The 17772-nt window shown below is 71.5% G+C and carries 19 protein-coding genes; 5 read left to right on the plus strand and 14 right to left on the minus strand.

Annotated features, from left to right (window positions below; translation table 11 throughout):
* Window positions 1–19: 19 nt before the first annotated feature.
* Window positions 20–928: an aspartate carbamoyltransferase catalytic subunit gene (locus Cba03nite_RS26000; protein WP_203751282.1), complete on the minus strand. Its 909-nt coding sequence runs from the start codon at window positions 926–928 to the stop codon at window positions 20–22.
* A complete protein-coding gene (gene pyrR, locus Cba03nite_RS26005; protein WP_203751285.1) occupies window positions 925–1533 on the minus strand; it encodes a bifunctional pyr operon transcriptional regulator/uracil phosphoribosyltransferase PyrR in 609 nt (202 codons plus the stop codon). Before pyrR ends, Cba03nite_RS26000 begins: the two co-directional genes overlap by 4 nt.
* A gap of 280 nt (window positions 1534–1813) precedes the next feature.
* Here pyrR and bldD point away from each other — a divergent pair, with 280 nt between their 5' ends.
* Window positions 1814–2302, plus strand: coding sequence for a transcriptional regulator BldD (gene bldD / locus Cba03nite_RS26010; protein WP_203689965.1), 489 nt, complete (start codon window positions 1814–1816; stop codon window positions 2300–2302).
* A 72-nt stretch (window positions 2303–2374) separates the two neighbouring features.
* Here the strand turns inward: bldD and nusB are convergent, their stop codons facing one another.
* Window positions 2375–2788 (minus strand): transcription antitermination factor NusB, encoded by a 414-nt coding sequence (nusB, locus tag Cba03nite_RS26015; protein ID WP_203751591.1) that lies wholly within the window; start codon window positions 2786–2788, stop codon window positions 2375–2377.
* 54 nt (window positions 2789–2842) lie between these two features.
* Window positions 2843–3400: an elongation factor P gene (efp, locus tag Cba03nite_RS26020; RefSeq protein WP_203751288.1), complete on the minus strand. Its 558-nt coding sequence runs from the start codon at window positions 3398–3400 to the stop codon at window positions 2843–2845.
* A gap of 125 nt (window positions 3401–3525) precedes the next feature.
* On the opposite strand from efp, the gene Cba03nite_RS26025 reads away from it, so the two are divergent.
* Window positions 3526–4194: a response regulator transcription factor gene (locus Cba03nite_RS26025; RefSeq protein WP_203751291.1), complete on the plus strand. Its 669-nt coding sequence runs from the start codon at window positions 3526–3528 to the stop codon at window positions 4192–4194.
* Window positions 4195–4213: 19 nt separating this feature from the next.
* On the plus strand, window positions 4214–5476 hold the full coding sequence (locus Cba03nite_RS26030; protein WP_203751294.1) for a sensor histidine kinase: 1263 nt from the start codon (window positions 4214–4216) through the stop codon (window positions 5474–5476).
* Between the two features lie 149 nt (window positions 5477–5625).
* Here the strand turns inward: Cba03nite_RS26030 and Cba03nite_RS26035 are convergent, their stop codons facing one another.
* Window positions 5626–6144, minus strand: coding sequence for a hypothetical protein (locus Cba03nite_RS26035; protein WP_203751297.1), 519 nt, complete (start codon window positions 6142–6144; stop codon window positions 5626–5628).
* A 63-nt stretch (window positions 6145–6207) separates the two neighbouring features.
* On the opposite strand from Cba03nite_RS26035, the gene Cba03nite_RS26040 reads away from it, so the two are divergent.
* Together Cba03nite_RS26040 and Cba03nite_RS26045 are read left to right on the plus strand one after the other, a co-directional pair.
* Window positions 6208–7347, plus strand: coding sequence for a branched-chain amino acid ABC transporter substrate-binding protein (locus Cba03nite_RS26040; protein WP_239126017.1), 1140 nt, complete (start codon window positions 6208–6210; stop codon window positions 7345–7347).
* A 27-nt stretch (window positions 7348–7374) separates the two neighbouring features.
* Window positions 7375–7989: a hypothetical protein gene (locus tag Cba03nite_RS26045; protein WP_203751303.1), complete on the plus strand. Its 615-nt coding sequence runs from the start codon at window positions 7375–7377 to the stop codon at window positions 7987–7989.
* A 187-nt stretch (window positions 7990–8176) separates the two neighbouring features.
* Here Cba03nite_RS26045 and aroQ read toward each other — a convergent pair whose 3' ends face one another.
* From aroQ to mltG, 9 genes are all read right to left on the minus strand, one after another.
* The gene (gene aroQ, locus Cba03nite_RS26050) at window positions 8177–8611 is read right to left on the minus strand and encodes a type II 3-dehydroquinate dehydratase (RefSeq protein WP_203751306.1); all 435 of its coding nucleotides are present in this window, start codon (window positions 8609–8611) and stop codon (window positions 8177–8179) included.
* A gap of 17 nt (window positions 8612–8628) precedes the next feature.
* Window positions 8629–9705: a 3-dehydroquinate synthase gene (gene aroB, locus Cba03nite_RS26055; RefSeq protein ID WP_203751309.1), complete on the minus strand. Its 1077-nt coding sequence runs from the start codon at window positions 9703–9705 to the stop codon at window positions 8629–8631.
* A gap of 2 nt (window positions 9706–9707) precedes the next feature.
* Window positions 9708–10214, minus strand: a complete 507-nt coding sequence (locus tag Cba03nite_RS26060) for a shikimate kinase (protein ID WP_239126011.1) — start codon at window positions 10212–10214, stop codon at window positions 9708–9710.
* 13 nt (window positions 10215–10227) lie between these two features.
* The gene (gene aroC, locus Cba03nite_RS26065; protein ID WP_203751324.1) at window positions 10228–11406 is read right to left on the minus strand and encodes a chorismate synthase; all 1179 of its coding nucleotides are present in this window, start codon (window positions 11404–11406) and stop codon (window positions 10228–10230) included.
* 66 nt (window positions 11407–11472) lie between these two features.
* Complete coding sequence (locus tag Cba03nite_RS26070; protein ID WP_203751327.1) at window positions 11473–13554, minus strand: PQQ-dependent sugar dehydrogenase; 2082 nt, start codon at window positions 13552–13554, stop codon at window positions 11473–11475.
* Between the two features lie 240 nt (window positions 13555–13794).
* On the minus strand, window positions 13795–14901 hold the full coding sequence (locus tag Cba03nite_RS26075; RefSeq protein WP_203751330.1) for a glycerophosphodiester phosphodiesterase: 1107 nt from the start codon (window positions 14899–14901) through the stop codon (window positions 13795–13797).
* A gap of 201 nt (window positions 14902–15102) precedes the next feature.
* On the minus strand, window positions 15103–15495 hold the full coding sequence (locus Cba03nite_RS26080) for a hypothetical protein (RefSeq protein ID WP_203751333.1): 393 nt from the start codon (window positions 15493–15495) through the stop codon (window positions 15103–15105).
* 158 nt (window positions 15496–15653) lie between these two features.
* The gene (locus Cba03nite_RS26085; RefSeq protein WP_203751336.1) at window positions 15654–16460 is read right to left on the minus strand and encodes a shikimate dehydrogenase; all 807 of its coding nucleotides are present in this window, start codon (window positions 16458–16460) and stop codon (window positions 15654–15656) included.
* The gene (gene mltG, locus Cba03nite_RS26090; protein ID WP_203751340.1) at window positions 16460–17704 is read right to left on the minus strand and encodes an endolytic transglycosylase MltG; all 1245 of its coding nucleotides are present in this window, start codon (window positions 17702–17704) and stop codon (window positions 16460–16462) included. The genes Cba03nite_RS26085 and mltG overlap by 1 nt, the downstream gene beginning before the upstream one ends.
* Window positions 17705–17772: the final 68 nt, after the last annotated feature.

Below are 17772 nucleotides of genomic sequence, written 5' to 3' on the forward strand. Positions count from 1 at the left end.
CTCCGAGCTGCGGACTGGGTCATCGGGCTCCCCCGAGGAGGAGGTAAAGGCAGGCCATGCGCACGCTGACGCCGTTGGTGACCTGCTCGACGATGGTGGAGCGGGGTGAGTCGGCCACCTCGGGGGTGATCTCCATGCCCCGGTTCATCGGGCCGGGGTGCATGACGATCGCGTGCGACGGCATCCGCCGCAGGCGCGCGCCGTCCAGGCCGTAGCGGCGGGAGTACTCCCGCGCCGAGGGGAAGTACGAGTCGGTCATCCGCTCGCGCTGCACGCGCAGCATCATCACCACGTCGGCCTGCGGCAGCACCGCGTCGAGGTCGTAGTTGAGCTGGACCGAGGTGTTCAGGTCGGTCGGGATCAGCGTCGGCGGGCCGACCAGGGTGACCTTGGCGCCGAGCGTGTTAAGCAGCAGCACGTTGGAGCGGGCCACCCGGCTGTGCAGCACGTCGCCGACGATCGCCACGTGCAGGCCGTCGAGCCGGCCCATCCGCGAGCGCATGGTGTACGCGTCGAGCAGCGCCTGGGTGGGGTGCTCGTGGGTGCCGTCGCCCGCGTTGAGCACGCTGCCGGTGACCCAGTTCGCGAGGCGGTGCGGCGCGCCGGAGGCGGGGTGCCGGATGACCACCGCGTCGGCGCCCATGGCCTGCAGCGTCCAGGCGGTGTCCTTGAGGCTCTCGCCCTTCTCCACGCTGGAGCCCTTGGCCGAAAAGTTGATCACGTCGGCGCTCAGCCGCTTGGCGGCGGCCTCGAACGAGATCCGGGTCCGGGTGGAGTCCTCGTAGAAGAGGTTGACCACGGTCCGCCCGCGCAGCGTGGGCAGCTTCTTGATCTCACGGCCGGACACGCTGGCCATCTCGGCGGCGGTGTCCAGGATCTCGATCGCGGTGGCCGCGTCCAGGTCGGCCGTCGACAGCAGGTGCTTCATCGGGCGTCACCCTTCCCCGCGTTGATGAGGACCACCTCGTCGGCCCCGTCGATCTCGGTCAGCTTCACTTTGACCTGCTCGGACAGGGCGGTGGGGATGTTCTTGCCGACGTAGTCGGCCCGGATCGGCAGCTGCCGGTGGCCGCGGTCGACCAGTACGGCCAGCTGCACCGCGGCCGGGCGGCCGAGGTCGCTGAGCGCGTCGAGGGCGGCCCGGATGGTGCGGCCGGAGAAGAGCACATCGTCGACCAGGACGACCTTGCGGCCGTCGACCCCGCCCGCGGGCTCCTCGGTGCGGCCGACCGCGCGCACGGAACTGCTGCGCAGGTCGTCGCGGTAGAGGGTGATGTCGAGCGTGCCGACCGGGATGTCGCGGCCCTCGAAGGCCCGGATGCGCTCGGCCAGCCGGTGGGCGATCGGCACCCCGCGGGTGGCGATGCCGAGCAGGACCACGTCGGCGGCGCCGGAGGTCTTCTCCAGGATCTGGTGCGCGATGCGGTCCACCACGCGGGAGACGTCCGCGGCGGAGAGAACGATCTTCGTGGGAGCCGGTGCGGCCGGCTGCTGCGCTGGTGCGGACGACTCGTCTGTCGTTGGGCGCGCCAAGGCAGACCTCCTTCCCCGCCTCACGGGACGGGTCGTTAAAGGATGTCAAGGTCAGCATTAAACTTAGCAGTGAGACAGGCGGCGATACGTACGGGGGCTAGTCAATCCGCAGGTCATACCATTGCACCTGGCGGATCAGTTCAGTTGATCAAGCCGGTCGGATGAGGTTGTCTCAACTTGTGGTCAACGAGCACTTGACCGCGTGTCGTTAGCGCCGTACCGTCACGCTGCGTAGCGATCGTCGGGGAACCCGCCCCGGCCCATAGCTGGGAGTGTCGGAATGCCGTCTGATTACGCCAAGTCCCTCGGTGCGCGACTGCGCTCCATCCGCCAGCAGCAGGGCCTGTCCCTGCAGGGCGTGGAGGAGAAGTCGAACGGGCGTTGGAAGGCCGTGGTCGTCGGCTCGTACGAGCGAGGCGACCGTGCCGTCACGGTGTCCCGACTGGCCGAGCTGGCCGATTTCTACCGCGTGCCCGTCGGCGAGCTGCTGCCCGACGGCCCCGCGCCGCGCCAGGAAGCCACCAGCAAGATCGTTCTGGACCTGGAGCGCCTGTACGACGGCGCCAAGGAGGACCTCGCCTCGGTGGCCCGCTACGCCCGCGCCATCCAGCAGCAGCGCGGCGACTACAACGGCCGGGTGCTCTCCATCCGCGCCGTCGACCTGCAGGCGCTGGCCGTCTTCTACGACTGCACGCCGAGCGAGCTGATCGAGCGCCTGGCCGACCACGGAGTGCTCGTGGCCGACCCGCGCGCCTTCTTCGCCAGCTGACACACTCCCGCACCGACGAAAGCGGCCCTTCCCCACCTGGGGAAGGGCCGCTTTCGCAGCTCGGTTCGGTGCTCAGTGCCGGGGGGCGTAGTCGGCGATCCGGCCCAGCAGGCCGTTCAGGAAGCGGGGCGAGTCGTCGGTCGACATCTCCTTCGCCAGCTCGACCGCCTCCGTGATGGCCACCGGGTCGTCCACGTCGGGGACGTGCAGCAGCTCGTACACGGCGATGCGGGCGAGGTTGCGGTCCACCACCGGCATCCGGTCGATGGTCCAGCCCTCGGCGAACGTGGCGATCATCTCGTCGATCTCGTCCAGGTGCTCGCTCACCCCCTCGACCAGCGACACCGCGTAGGGCAGGTGCTCCGGTCGCGGGGTCGGCAGCCGCTCCAGGTACGCCGCCAGCACGGTGCGCACCGGCAGGTCGCGCAGATCGGCCTCGTAGAGCACGTCGAGCGCGCGCTTGCGCGCCCGGCGCCGGGCCGGCATCTGCGACTTGGGTCCCTCAGCCACGTGCGATCCTCCGGACGGGCCCGAGGCCCATCAGGCCCGGCCCAGGTAACGGCCGTCGCGGGTGTCGACCTTGATCTTCTCACCCGTGGTGATGAACAGCGGCACCTGGACGGTCGCGCCGGTCTCGATCTCGGCCGGCTTGTTGCCACCGGTCGAGCGGTCGCCCTGCAGGCCCGGCTCGGTGTACTTGACCTGCACGATGACGCTGGTCGGCAGCTCGACGTACAGCGGCACGCCCTCGTGCGTGGCGACGATCACCTCGGCCTCGGGGAGCAGGTAGTTCACGTTGTCGCCGACGGTCTCGCCGTTGACGTGGATCTGGTCGTAGGTGTCCAGGTCCATGAAGACGAAGTCCTCGCCGTCGGCGTAGAGGTACTGCATCTGGCGCTTGTCGACGTTGGCGGTCTCGACCTTGGTGCCGGCGTTGAAGGTCTTGTCGACCACCTTGCCCGTGAGCACGTGCTTGAGCGTCGTCCGCACGAACGCCGGACCCTTGCCGGGCTTTACGTGCTGGAACTCGACGACGGCCCAGAGCTCCCTGTCGAGGTTGAGCACCATGCCGTTCTTGAGGTCGTTCGTGGTGGCCACAGCCAGGCTCCCGTTACATGATCAGATACTTGACAAAGAACAGACCCGACTACTTTACCGGCCCGTGATCTCGGCGCCGCCGCGTGGGTGGCCCGGATTACGGGTGTGCTGTTAGCCTCGCCGCCGTGCGGGTGCTGGTCGTGGAGGACGATCCCGAGGTGCGGGGCGTGGTGGTGACCGCCCTGCGTGCGGTCGGTTTCGCCGTCGACCAGGCCGCCGACTGGAGCCAGGCCGACGTCTCCATCAGCGTCAACGACTATGACTGCCTGGTGCTCGACCGCATCCTCCCGGAGGGTGACTCCGCCGGGCAGCTGCGCCGCCGCCGTGCCGCCGGGCTGGCCGTGCCCGCGCTGATGCTGACCGCCCTCGACGACGTCACCGACCGGGTGGCCGGGTTCGAGGCCGGGGCCGACGACTACGTGGTCAAGCCGTTCGTCGCCGCCGAGCTGGTGCTGCGGGTACGCGCGCTGTGCCGCCGCCGCGGCAGCACCGTGCCGGCCGTGCTGCGCGCCGGAGACGTCGAGGTCGACACCGCCCGGCGCGAGGTGCGCCGCGACGGCATCCTGCTCACCCTCACCCCGAAGGAGTTCTCCGTGCTGGAGATGCTCCTGGTCCGCCGCCCCGCCGTGGTCAGCCGCTCCGACCTGCTCGAACACTGCTGGGACGAGCTGGCCGACCCCGCCTCGAACGTGGTCGACGTGGTCGTCGGGCAGCTGCGCCGCAAGCTCGGCGACCCGCCGCTGATCACCACGGTGCGCGGTTCCGGCTACCGCATCGACCTGGCGGGACGATGAGCGCGCGCGGGGAGGCGGCGTGAAGCGGAGCACCCGGCAGCTGCAGACGGCCGAGCGGCTGGCCGGGCTGCGGCTGCGGCTCACCGCGCTGCTGCTCGCGCTCAACATCCTCGGCCTGGCCGGGATGGGCGCGGTGGCCCTGGTGGTGGACGAGCGGCAGCGGGCCGAGGCGGTCACCGCCGACCTCCACCGCACCGCCAGCACCGCGGTCGCGCTGCTCTACTACGACTCCGGGGCGCTGCTGCTGGACAAGCTCTACGACAACGCGGTGGCCCAGGGCTCCACCGCGGTGTACGTGTACGAGGCCAACCGCACCGACGTCTCCCTGGTCTTCGCGCATCCCGCCCGGCTGGCCGTCATCCCGCCGCCGACGCTGCTCGGCCCGGCCCGCACGGTGCACGCGGCGGGCGGCGAGGTCAGCGAGGCGATCCGCGACGAGCGGCAGGAGATCGTGCACCTGCTGGCCGTGCCCTTCCGGCACGCCGACACCGGCGTGATCGCGGGCACCGTGGTCGCGGTCGCCGACCCCGGCCCGGGTGAGGCCGCGCACCGGCGGCTGGCCGTGGCGCTGATCGTCGGCGGCACCGCGTTCACCGCGATGACCTGCCTCGGCGGCTACCTGCTGGCCCGCCGCGGCACCCAGCCCATCGCCGACGCGCTCACCCAGCAGGAGCGCTTCGTCGCCGACGCCGCGCACGAACTGCGTACCCCGCTGACGGTGATCCGGGCCGTGTCCGAGGGCGCGCTGGCCGACCCGAAGGCGCAGCCGGACGCGCTGCGCCGGGTCATCAAGGCCACCGACCGGCTCACCGACGCCGTCGCCGCGCTGCTCACCCGCGCCCGCCTGGTCGCCGGCCTGCGCCACCTGGAGCGCCAGCGCTTCCGGCTGGACCAGCTCGCCGAGGAGGTGCTGACCGAGACCGTGCAGCCCCCGCACACCGCCACGCTGCACACCGAGCCCACCGTCACCCTGGGCGACCCCACCCTGGTCCGCATCGCCCTGCGCAACCTGATCCACAACGCCGTCCAGCACGGCCGCGACGCCGAAGCCCCCGCCGCCATCACCCTGACCGTCGCCCCCGGCCTGGTCGTGGTCCGCGACGACGGCCCCGGCCCCGCCCCCGGCCTGCCCGCCGACGGCGAGCGCTTCCGCCCCGGCTCCCCCACCGGCACCGGCCTGGGCCTGGCCATCGCCCGCTGGGTGGCCGACCTCCACGGCGGCGCTCTCCGCCTCACCCCCGCCGAAGGCGGCGGCACCGAAGCCACCCTCACCCTCCCCTGACCCACCCCCGCGGCTCCGCGGTCCGCGGTCCGCGGTCCGCGCCAAGATCGCGTCGATCTTGCGCGAAGTGTTGCCCTTTTGCCCGGTTTATGCGTGTCGCACCCGCAGTTCACGCAAGATCGGCGGGAGAGAGAGGGGCGGGGGCGGGGTCAGCTGGGGGTGGGGCCGGCGCGGGTGCCGATGGGGGTTACGGCGAACCAGTGGCCGTCTTTGGCGTGGCCGTTGGTGTCGCCGGGCATGCGGTCGCCGGCGTAGCCGTAGAGGGGCCAGCCGGCCAGGGTGAGTTGTCTGGTGCCGTCGGGGCGGAGGACGGTGCCGACGAGCTGGCGGTCGATGCCCTCGACGCGGATGGGGTCGGCGGCGGGGACGGGGAGCCACTGGACGGTGCAGGCGCCGGTGCAGGCGGAGCGGGACGGGCGGGCCGAGTCGCGCTCGCTGCGGTAGAGGACGTAGCCCTGGGCGTCGATCACGACCCAGCCGAGGGTGTCGGAGCTGATGCCGTAGAGGGCGGCCTGGGGCTGCGAGGGGCGGCCGGCGGGGCTGAGGGGGGCCGTACGCGGCGGCTCCTGGTCGCTGCCGCAGCCACCCAGTAGGGTCGTGACCAGCAGAAACACGGCGGCCAGCACCACGGGTGCGGGTCGCCGGGCGGTTTCCACCGGGTTACTCATCTAATCCTCACGCTCATCCGGGCAGGATAGGCGCACCCTACGCGAGGAGTAAGTCTGTTGCGAGTGCCGTACGCACGGCTGACGGCGGTTCTGGCGCTGGTGGCGCTGGCGACCGCCGGCTGTGACGCGGCCGCGACCCCGCTCGCGACCCCGCAGGTGTGCGGCATGAAGGTCGCGGTGATCGGCCCGCTCACCGGCGACTCGGCCGATCTCGGCGGCAACATCCGCTCGGGCGCCGAGCTGGCGTTCGCGCAGTACCGCAAGCGCCACCCGGACTGCCCGGCGGAGCTGGTGGCCTTCGACTCGCAGGGCGATCCCAAGCAGGCCCCGGCGCTGGTGCAGAACATCGTCGCCGACCCGAAGATCATGGGCGTGATCGGCCCGGCCTTCTCCGGTGAGGCCGAGGCCGCCGGGCCACTGCTCGACCAGGGCGGCGTACCCGTCGTCACGGTGTCGGCGACCCGCACCAACCTGTCCCAGCGCGGCTGGTCCACGTTCCACCGGCTGCTCGGCAACGACGCCTCGCAAGGCCCCGCCGCGGCCCGCTACATCGACACCGTGCTCGGCGCACGCAAGGCGTTCGTCGTCGACGACACCGGCGCGTACGGGCGAGGGCTGGCCGACGAGGTCGCCGCCACGCTCAGCGGCAAGGTGGTGCAGCGCGCCTCGGTGCCGCCGCGCCAGGTCGACTTCTCCTCGGTGGTGAGCCAGATCCGCTCCGCCGGGGCCGACGTGGTCTTCTACGGCGGCTACTACTCCGGCGCGGGCACGCTGCTCAAGGCGATGCGCGAGGCGGGCGTGACGGCCGCGTTCGTGGCCGGCGACGGCGTCAAGGACGCGGGCTTCGTGCGCGCGGCCGGCAAGCGCGCCGCCGAGGGCGCCGTCATCACCTGCCCCTGCCTGCCGCCCGAGCGCGCCGCCCGGGACTTCCCCGGCAGCTATCGCGCCGAGTTCGGCCGGGACGCGGGCACCTACAGCGCCGAGGCGTACGACGCCGCCTCGATCTTCCTGGCCGGGTTCGAGGCCGGCCGGGCCACCCGCCGCGACATGGAGGCCTTCGTCGACGCGTATGCGCACGACGGGGTCACCGGGCGGCTGCAGTTCACACCCCAGGGCGAGCTCGTCGACACCGCTGTCGTGCTGTGGGCCTACCGGGTGACCGACGGCATGGTCGTCGCCGACCGCGAGATCCCACGTACCTAGATCATCTGCCTGAGAGGAGCACGTCCCATGTCAGCGACCCTGATCGCGGACCTCCCGCGGCAAGCCGCGCCGGCCGGCGCCGACCCGCTGCAGCGCGCGCTCGCCCAGGCCCCGCTGGGCGCCTATCCCCTGCTCGAAGCCGCGTTCGCCTGGCAGGAGCTGCGCCCGTCCGGCTGGCACCGGCCCGGCACCGCGGCTGTCGCGCATACCTCCTCGGCCCCCGCGGCCACCCGCCTGGCCAGCCTGCTCTCGACGCTGACCTGGGCGAACGTGGTGCACACGGAGCGCGACGGGCTGCGCGTCGAGGTGCCGGCCGGGTCGTACAACCGGATCACCCGGGCGCTGACCGGTGCCTGGCGCAGCCGGACCCGGCTGCTCGCGGCGACGCCCGCCGCTGCCGACGCCCGCCAGGCGGCACTCGGCCTGTGGCGGATGGCGCTGCTCACCGGCGGGGTCGAGGCCAGGCCCGGCCGGCTGACGGTGCGCGCCGGGTCACAGGCCGCGGCGCAGGCCCTGGTCGCCGCCGCGGCCCGGCTCGGCTTGGAGGCGGTCACCGAGGGCCCGCGCGAGGGCACCCAGGTGGTGCGTGTGGCCGGGCCGCAGGTCCATCAGCTGCTCAGCGAAGCCACCGGCGTGCGCTGAGTCAGGGTGCGCGGCGGGGCCAGGCTACACGCCACCCTCCGGCGTGCCCCGCCGCGCACGCCCAGGATGCCTACCACAGTTCCGGCCGCTTTGCTCTGCACACAAATACGCACCGGACCACCGGCGTCGGGTGCGTATTTGTGTGCAGAGCAAAGGCGATGCGACGGTATGCCGTGTCCGGCGGCGGTCAGCGGTCCAGCAGGTGGAAGACGTGCTCCAGGGCGAGGCGGTAGCCGTCGACGCCGAGGCCGGCGATGACGCCGGTGGCCACGGCGGAGACCACCGAGTGGTGCCGGAACTCCTCGCGGGCGTGGATGTTGGAGATGTGCACCTCGACCAGCGGGCCGTTGAGCATCGCGCACGCGTCGCGCACGGCGTAGGAGTAGTGGCTCCAGGCGCCGGGGTTGAGCACCACCGCCGCGCGCTCGTCGGCGGCCTGGTGCAGCCAGCCGACCAGCTCGGCCTCGGCGTCCGTCTGCCGGCACTCGACGTCCAGCCCGAGCTGTGAGCCGGTCTTCTCGCACAGCTCGACGAGCGTGGCGTACGTGGTGGCGCCGTACACGTCGACCTGGCGGGTGCCGAGGCGGCCCAGGTTGACGCCGTTGAGCACGTAGACCTTCATGCATGCGTCCTAACGGGTCAGGCGGCGACGGACCGGTAGGCCGCGGCGAGCAGCGCCTCGTCGTCCACGGGCACGGTGACCGGCTGGGCCAGGCCGTCCAGCAGCACGAAGCGCAGCGCCCGGCCGCGGGCCTTCTTGTCCACGGACATGGTGGCGCGCAGCTCGTCCCAGGCGTCGGCCGGGTAGGAGACGGGCAGCCCGAGCGAGCTCAGGATGGCCGCGTGCCGCGCCTCGGTGGCCTCGTCCAGGCGGCCGGTGAGCACGCTGAGCCGCGCGGCGTAGACGAGCCCGACGCTGACCGCGTGCCCGTGCGACCAGCGGTACTGCTCGCGGCGCTCGATGGCGTGGCCGAGCGTGTGACCGTAGTTGAGGATCTCGCGCAGCCCGGCCTCGCGCAGGTCCTCGCCGACCACCCGGGCCTTCACCGCGATCTTGCGTTCGATCAGCTCGCGCAGCACCGGCCCGGCCGGGTCCACGGCAGCCGCCGGGTCGCGCTCGATCAGATCGAGGATCATCGGGTCGGCGATGAAGCCGCCCTTGACCACCTCGGCCATCCCGGCGAGCAGCTGCTCGCGGGGCAGGGTGGCCAGCGCGTCGGTGGCGCACAGCACCCCGGCGGGCGGGTGGAACGCGCCGACCAGGTTCTTGCCGGCGGCGGTGTTCACCCCTGTCTTGCCGCCGACGGCCGCGTCGACCATGCCGTTGATGCTGGTGGAGACCGGGACCCAGCGCACCCCGCGCAGCCAGCAGGCGGCGACGAAGCCGGCCAGGTCGGTCGCGGCGCCGCCGCCCACACCGACCACGACGTCGTTACGCGTGAAGGACGCCCTGCCCAGCTCGTCCCAGCAGCGCTCGGCGACCGCGATGCTCTTGCCGGCTTCGGCGTCAGGCACCTCGACCATGACCACTTCGGTGCCGGAACCGGTCAGCAGCGCGGCGGCCTGCTCGGCGTAGCCGCGTACGGGCGGGGCGTAGAGCACCGCGGCCCGGTCGGCGCCCTTGGTGACGGTGGGCAGTTCGGCCAGCACGCCGGGGCCGACGAAGACGTCGTACGGCCGCTCGCCGCCGACGGGGATCCGGGTCAGGTCCGGCACGGTCAGCCCTTCAGCAGCTCGACGAGTTCGGCGGTGATCTCCTCCGGGGTGCGCCCGTCGGTGGCCACGGTGAACGTGGCGACCTGCTCGTACAGCGGCCGGCGCTGGTCGAGCAGGAAGCGCAGGGTGGCGCGCGGGTTGAGGGCCAGCAGCGGGCGGCCCTGGCTCAGGCCCGTGCGGGCCACCGCGTCGGACAGCTCGACGCTGAGGTAGACCACGGTGTGCCCGGCCAGCAGGTCCCGGTTGGCCTCGGCGAGGATCGCGCCGCCGCCCAGCGCCAGCACGCCCTCGTGCTCGGCGAGCGCGGCCGCGACGGCGGCCGACTCCATCGCCCGGAAGTGCTGCTCGCCCTCGTCGATGAAGATCTCCGAGATCGGCTTGCCCGCCGCCGCCTCGACGTCGGCGTCGGTGTCGCGGAACGGCACCCCGTACGCCTGCGCCAGCAGCTGGCCCACGGTGGACTTGCCCGCCCCGGGCGCGCCCACCAGCACGCACAACGGCCTGCTCACGGTCGTCTCCTCCTCAGCGGATCAGCAGGTTGTCCAGGTAGCCGGCGACGTTGCGCCGGATCTCGGGCACCGAGTCGCCGCCGAACTTCTCGACGGCCGCCTCGGCCAGCACCAGCGCCATCATCGCCTCGGCGACGATCGCCGCGGCGGGCACCGCGCACACGTCGGAGCGCTGGTTGATGGCGGTGGCGACCTCGCCCGTGGTGACGTCCACGGTGGACAGGGCCCGGTTCAGCGAGGAGATCGGCTTCATCGCGGCGCGTACCCGCAGCGGCTCGCCGGAGGTGATGCCGCCCTCCAGGCCGCCGGCCCGGTCGGTGACCCGCTTCACGCCGTCGGGCGTGGGCACGATCTCGTCGTGCGCCACCGAGCCGCGCGAGCGCGCCTGGGTGAACGCGTCGCCGATCTCGACACCCTTGATGGCCTGGATGGACATCAGCGCGGTGGCGATGCGGGCGTCGAGCTTGCGGTCCCACTGGGTGTGCGTGCCCAGGCCCGGCGGCACGCCGTAGGCGAGCACCTCGACGATGCCGCCGAGGGTGTCGGCGTCGCGCTTGGCGGCGTCGACCTCGGCGACCATGCGCTCGCTGGCCTGCGGGTCCAGGCAGCGCAGCGGGTCGGCGTCGATGCGCTCGGTGTCGCCGGGCACCGGCACCAGGCCGGGCTTGGCCGCGACCGAGCCCAGCTCGATGACGTGCGACAGGATTTCGATGCCGAGCGCCTGGCGCAGCAGCGACCGGGCCACGGTGCCGACGGCGACGCGGGCCGCGGTCTCCCGGGCGCTGGCGCGCTCCAGGATCGGCCGGGCGTCGTCGTGACCGTACTTCTGCATGCCCGCCAGATCGGCGTGGCCGGGGCGGGGTCGGGTCAGCGGCGCGTTGCGGGCCTGCTTGGCCAGCAGCTCCGGGTCCACCGGGTCGGCCGACATGACCGTCTCCCACTTGGGCCACTCGGAGTTGCCGACCTGGATGGCGACCGGGCTGCCCAGCGTGCGGCCGTGCCGTACGCCGCCGAGGATCGTCACCACGTCCTGCTCGAAGGCCATGCGCGCGCCGCGGCCGTAGCCGAGGCGGCGGCGGGCCAGCTCGAGGCCGATCTCGTCACTGGTGATCTCGATTCCGGCGGGCACGCCGTCGAGCACGGCGACCAGCGCCTGCCCGTGCGACTCCCCTGCGGTCAGCCAACGCAACACGATCACCAGTCTGTCACGGCGCGGGCCCGCCACTCCTCGCAGGCCCGCGCGTGCCACCAGTCGGGATCACTTGATCCGGAGCGGGACGGGTTCGCTGCGGTCGCTGCCGACCCGGGCGACGATCTCGTACGCCCCCACGGCCGGCGACGACCCGTCGGGCACCCGCCGTCCGCCCTTCTTCTCGCAGGTGTTGCTCTGCTTGCCGTTCCAGGTGACGGTGTAGCTGCGGGAGTCGCCGGGGCCGAGGCGCACCACCTGGTTGCCGTGCAGCGGGCCGCAGTCGTCGGACGACCACACCTTCTCCCCGTCGCGCAGCAGCTGCAGCTCCTGCAGGTCGGCGCCGAGGTCGCGGACGCACGAGCGCTTGGCCGTGTTCTGTACCTTGAGCGTGATGTTCAGCGGGCTCTTGCGGTCCACCGCCGCCTTCGCCGGTGACGCCGACACCTTCAGCTCGTCGTCCGTGCACAGCTTCTTGTCCACCTTGGCGGCCTTGGGCGCGGCACCGGCCTTGTCGGCGTAGCGGACCCGGTAGAGCTTGGCCTTCGGCGCGTACGGCCCGTCCTTGGCGTCGTCGGGGTAGAGCGCGCTGAAGTAGAGCCCGTCGGTGCCGGCGGCCAGTCCCGCGATGGTGGACTTGCCGTTGCCGTTGTACTCGACCAGCGTCTTCGGGCCGGTGACCTTGCCCTTCGCGTCGAAGGCGAACATCACGATGCGCTTGCCGCGCACCTGCGGCCCGGACGCGTACGTCGGCCCGCTCTCCGAGATGTACGCGTTGCCGTACACCTCCTTCGGGAACCCGGCGCCCTGCCCGTTCTCCTCCTGCACGAACGTGATGCCGACCGGGGCGTGCGCCACGCTCCAGTTGTAGAGCGCCTTGTTCTTCATCGCGCTGTCGCCGACGTACCAGCCGAAGTCGGTCCCCCGGGTGACCCGCGCGAACCGGTCCATGGACGGGCCGTTCTCCACCGAGTAGTGCTGGCCGTCGGCGGCCCGCCAGGCACCGCCGAACGGGTTGCGGAAGCCGAGCGCGAAGACGTAGTCCCTGGCCTTGATGCCGTCGTCGGCGTCGTAGAACGGGTTGTCCTGCGGCGCGCTGCCGTCCAGGTTGAGCCGCAGCACCTTGCCCCGGAACGAGTTCTTGTCCTTGGCCGTCTTCGGCTCGAACGCGTCGGCGACGTGCACGTACAGCCTGCCGTCCGGCCCGATGGTGAGGTTGGAGATCTGGTGCGAGGCGACCATGTCCTCGCCCTTCATGTCCAGCACCGTGGTCACCTTCGTCGCGGTGAGACCGTCGTCGGAGCTGGTCAGCCGCACCACCTTCGGGAAGAACCGGCTCCCGGCCTTGTAGACCAGGGCGGCGAACAGGTCGCCCGACTCCGGCTCGACCGTGATGCCGCCCAGCCCGAACTCCCCGTCCCCGGGGAACTTGTCGGTCGGGTCGAAGTTCAGCAGGTCCTTGGCGTACGTCGTGACGCTGAAGTCGCCCCGGACCACCTTGATCTGCCCGTACAGCTCGTTTACGTAGAAGCGCGGCGCGGCCGGGTCGGCCGGGTGCCGCGCCGCCATCGCGATACCGACCGGCAGCGCGAACCCGGACGCGACCTCCTCGACCACGTACCCGTCCTGCAGGGTGCGCCACTGCGGCGCGCCCGGCAGCGGCGCGAGCTGCACGTCGGTGCGGAAGGTGCGGGTGGCGTACGGGCTCCACTGCGTCGCCGGATCGGCCGAGGAGGAGCGGAACCGGGCCCGCACCTCGAAGTCACGCCCCGGCGGCAGCTCCGCCTGCCCGGCCAGCGAGCCCTCGAAGTGCCCGTTGCCGAGGTGCGCGTGCAGCCGGGTGGCGCCGTGCACGCACTGGCCGGACCAGACCCGCTCCACCGGGGCGGGCGCGACCGACCAGATCTCCCAGTCGCTGCACGCGTGCGTGTCGTGCACGTCCGGGTCGGCGAACGGCTGCGCCTCCATGTGCACGTCGGCGCCGTTGAGCAGCTGGCCGTCCACCGACGGCTCGCTGATCAGCGGCGGCAGCGGCGCGACCGACGGGGCGTGGGAGGAGGCCGGGCCCGCGAACGAGACCAGCCCCGCCACCGCCACGACCACGGCGGTCAGCACCGCCTCCACGGCGACCGTGACCCTGCGAGCGTTCATGACCGGCCCCCGGCTCCGCACGACGAAACGACCGCGCCAGGCTACCCGCGTAAAACGGAATCTAAGCCCCTAACACGCTCAAACCTGTCATACTGCACAGCTTCCGAAACGCGAGCGCCTGGCGGGGTTCGTTCGGCGAACCGCCGTCAGTTTCGGGGAAAGTGCACGAGCAAGGCGGCAGGAGCCGGCAATCTCCCCGAAACTGGACGCCGCTCAGGGCGGGCCTGACGGTGGCGAAGGTCAGGCCAGGGTGCGGGCGAGGACGCCGAGGTCGGGGTTGTCGGTGAAGAAGCCGTCCACCCCGGCCGCCAGGTAGGCCGCCAGCTCGTCGAGGATGCGGCCGTACTCGGCGGGCACTGCGCCGTTGCGCAGGTTCACCGGCAGGAACTGGTTCTCCGCCCGGAAGGTGTACGGGTGCACCTTGAGCCCCTGCGCGTGCGCGTCGGCGATCAGCGCGGTGGGCGTGCCCAGCGAGCCGTCGGCGGCACGCGGGATGACCAGGCCCTTCTCCGGCCCGATGCCGTCGGTGAAGCGGGCCAGCTCGCGCAGCCCGGCCGGGGCCAGGTACTCCGCGTACGGCTTCGGGTCGCCGAACGGGCTGCCCGCGCCGGCCAGGAACACCAGCGGCGCCTTGACCCGGTGCACCGTACGCAGCTCGCGCAGGTTGGCCGCCTCGAACGACTGCACGAACACCGGCGCGTCCCGGCGGTCCAGCCCGTGCTTGCGCAGCGCCGCCACCAGCGGCCGCTCCAGCGGCAGCCCGATGCCGTCGAAGTAGGTCGGGTGCTTGGTCTCCGGGTAGACGCCGATCTCCCGGCGCAGCTCCTTGGACAGCCGCTCGCGCAGGCGCAGCACCTCCTCGAACGTGGGCACCTCGAACAGGCCGTTGTAAACCGTGTTGCGCTGGCGGACGGCGGGCAGCCGCTCCACCGCGCGCAGCGTCTTCAGCTCGGCGAGGGTGAAATCCTCGGTGAACCAGCCGGTCACCGCGACCCCGTCGATCGTCTTGGTGACGCGACGGGACGCGAACTCGGTCCGGGCGGCCACGTCGGTGGTGCCGGAGATCTCGTTCTCGTGCCGGGCGACCAGCACCCCGTCCCGGGTGGTCACGAGGTCCGGCTCGATGAAGTCGGCGCCCATCCGGGCGGCCAGCTCGTACGAGGCCAGGGTGTGCTCGGGCCGGTAGCCGCTGGCCCCGCGGTGCCCGATCACCAGCGGGCGGTCACGGTCATGCACCCGGTCATCATCGCGGTCGGCGGAAGTCGCCCAGGCGGGCACCCCGATCAGGGCCGGGGCCGCCACCGCGGCGCCCAGCGCCCCGGCCACGAACAGGTCACGTCGGTCCATCGTCTGCTCCTCCACGTCGGTGTTACGTGGAGAAGTCCAGCCGCCATGGACGGCCGGCCCTCGACCGCGCGGTGACATCGCGGCAAATTTAGCGCGACGCCACCGCACCCAACCGCCGCAGGGGCTGCCCTCGGTTCACCAGCACGCCCCATCTGCCAAGGTCTGACAGTCGGACACGCAGGGTCAGGTCGCGACGGCGACCTAGATTGTGTAGTTCTGGATCGTCCCGTATGAATGCGGGCGCGCGTTGTAAAGGCGCAAGTAGTACCTGCCGTACAAACCGTAGATGGTTCGCTCGACTACCGCGTCGCGCTTGATCGTTCCCGACGCGACCACCACGCCGTTCCCCGAATCGATCACCTTGTAGGCGGCGTCGTCGCTCACTGCAGTAGCCGCGAAGGTAACCCAGTGCTGCGAGCTGTGCGCCGGAATGTCGTCGGTCTCGCACGACCGGAACAGCGGCTGGACGATGCAGGCGCTGTGTTCTGCGGCGAGCGCGGGCGATGCGGTACCCAGCAGAACTGCCAGCGACGCCAGCACCGCTGCCGAACCGCGTTTCAGGCCCCCAGTGAATCGTATGCGCACGATCTTCACATCCTCCCCGTCAAGGTCCAAATAAGATCGCAACAATCTATGCTTATCGAAGACCCTAACGCTATATGCACGCATGTGAATATCGTCACAGCCAGATACCAACCAGGTCAAACGGGGCCAGAAGCTCCCACACGTGCATCCACCCTGACCCGAACAGGCTAACCGCGCCGGGCCTCCCGCAATGCGCCGCGCATCGCCTCGACAGGCGCGGCAACCCCGGTGAACTGCTCGAACTGGCCGAGCGCCTGATTCAGCAGAAGATCCAACCCGGACACGATGGGGCACCCGGCCCGCTGTGCCGAAGCGGCGAGCGGGGTAGGCCATGGGTGGTAGAGCGCGTCGAACAGCACCGTCTTCGGCCGCCACGGCACCTGCAAGGTGTCCGCGACGCCCTTGGGCACGGTCGAGATCACCACGTCGGCGGTGGCGCACTCCTCGGCCACCGCCCAGCCCGCGCCGGTCAGCGGCACGCCCATCGCTGCGGCGACCGCGCGCAGTTCGTCGATCGCCTCGGGGCGGCGGGCGTACACGGTCAGTGACTCCGCGCCGAGCAGCGCCGCCGTGGCGACCGCAGCCCGCGCGGTGCCGCCCGCGCCGAGCACGGCGACCCGTGCCGCACCGCTGATCCCGGCCTCGCCCAGCGCGGCGACCATGCCGGGCACGTCGGTGTTGTCCGCGCGCCACGTGCCGTCGGGTTGGTGGACCAGGGTGTTGGCCGCGCCGACGGCGGCGGCGACCGGGCTGACCGCCGTCGCGACGGTCAGCCCGACCTCCTTGAGCGGCATGGTCAGCGACAGCCCCGCCCACTCCGGGCCGAGGCCAGCCACCAGCGGGGGCAGCTCGTCCTCGGCGCACTCGATCGCGGTGTACGACCAGCCGGCCAGCCCCGCCGCCGCGTAGCCGGCGTTGTGCAGGACCGGGGACAGCGAGTGGCTGACCGGCTTGCCGAGGACCGCGGCGCGCATCAGCAGGAGCTCTGCTTCAGGACGCCGGCCTTGACGGCCGTCTGGTTGTCACGACAGAACTGGCTGTGCGTGCTGGAGAAGGCCGAGTGGCCCTGCTTGTCGATCGCCACGAAGTACAGCCAGTCGCCCTTCGGCGGGTCGGCCGCCGCCTCCAGCGCATGCTGGCCCGGGTTGTTGATCGGGGTCGGCGGCAGGCCCTTGGCGTTGCGGTTGTAGGGGTTCTTCGGATCGGTCAGCTCGGCCTGGCTCAGCCCGCTGGACGGCTTCGGCTCCTTGCCCGCGATCTCCCGCGAGTAGTTGACCGTCACGTCGAACTGCAGGCAGCGGCAGGTGCCGATCTCCTGGACCGCCTTGTCACTGAACACCCGGTTGTAGGAGACCCGCGCGACCTTGCCCAGGTCGTCGGCGTTGCCCGCCTCGGCCTGCGCCAGCGAGGCCACGATCAGCGCCTGGTACGGCGAGATGTTCAGCTCGGCGGCCTTGTCGGCGTAGTTCAGCTTCCCGGTGACGTCCAGGAACCGCGCGACCATCATCTTCAGCGCGGACTCGGCGGTGACGTTCGGCGGGAACTCGTAGGTGTCTGGGAAGAGGAAGCCCTCCAGCGAGCGACTCTCCTTCTTGCCGTCCTCACGCTTGAACCACCAGTCCGGCACGCCGAGCTTGATCGGGTCCTTCGCTGCGGCCTTAAACTCGGCCAGCGGGATCTCCAGCTTCTCGGAGAGCAGCTTGTAGATCTTGAACGTCGACAGGCCCTCGGTGATGGTGATGCCATTGGTGATCCGGTTAGCGGTGTCCAGCAGCATCTTGATCGCGTCGGCAGCGCTGAGCTGAATCCGCAGCTTGTAGACGCCGGGTTGGATGTTCTTAGCGGCCGGGTTGGCCTCCGAGGCCTCAACAAAGGCCTGCTCGCTCTTGATCACGTCCTTGGCCCTCAGCTCCTTGGCGATTTCCTTGCCGAGGTAGCCGTCCTTGATCTCAACCTGCACTTCGGCCGAGGACGCGGCGGTGGTGTAGTCGGGAGTAATGAAGAACGACTTGAGCTTGTCGTAGCCGAAGTAGGCACCGCCGGCCAGGCCGCCCAGCAGCAGCAAGGTCAGGAAGAGCGCGAGGAAGGAGCGGCCGCGGCCGCGCTTCTTCTTCTTTTTCTTCTTCCCGTTGCGACCCCGGTTGCCGTCCACCGCGTGGCGACGGCGCTGGCTGCGTTCGGGGTGCTCGTCGAACGGCAGGAAGAGCTCGTCAGTCATCGGGACCCTCTCGTGTACGGGCAGCGTCCGGCGGCTACGTTACACGTGAAGGGTTTTTCGCACCCCTG

The sequence above is a fragment of the Catellatospora bangladeshensis genome (assembly GCF_016862575.1).
Lineage (GTDB): Bacteria > Actinomycetota > Actinomycetes > Mycobacteriales > Micromonosporaceae > Catellatospora > Catellatospora bangladeshensis.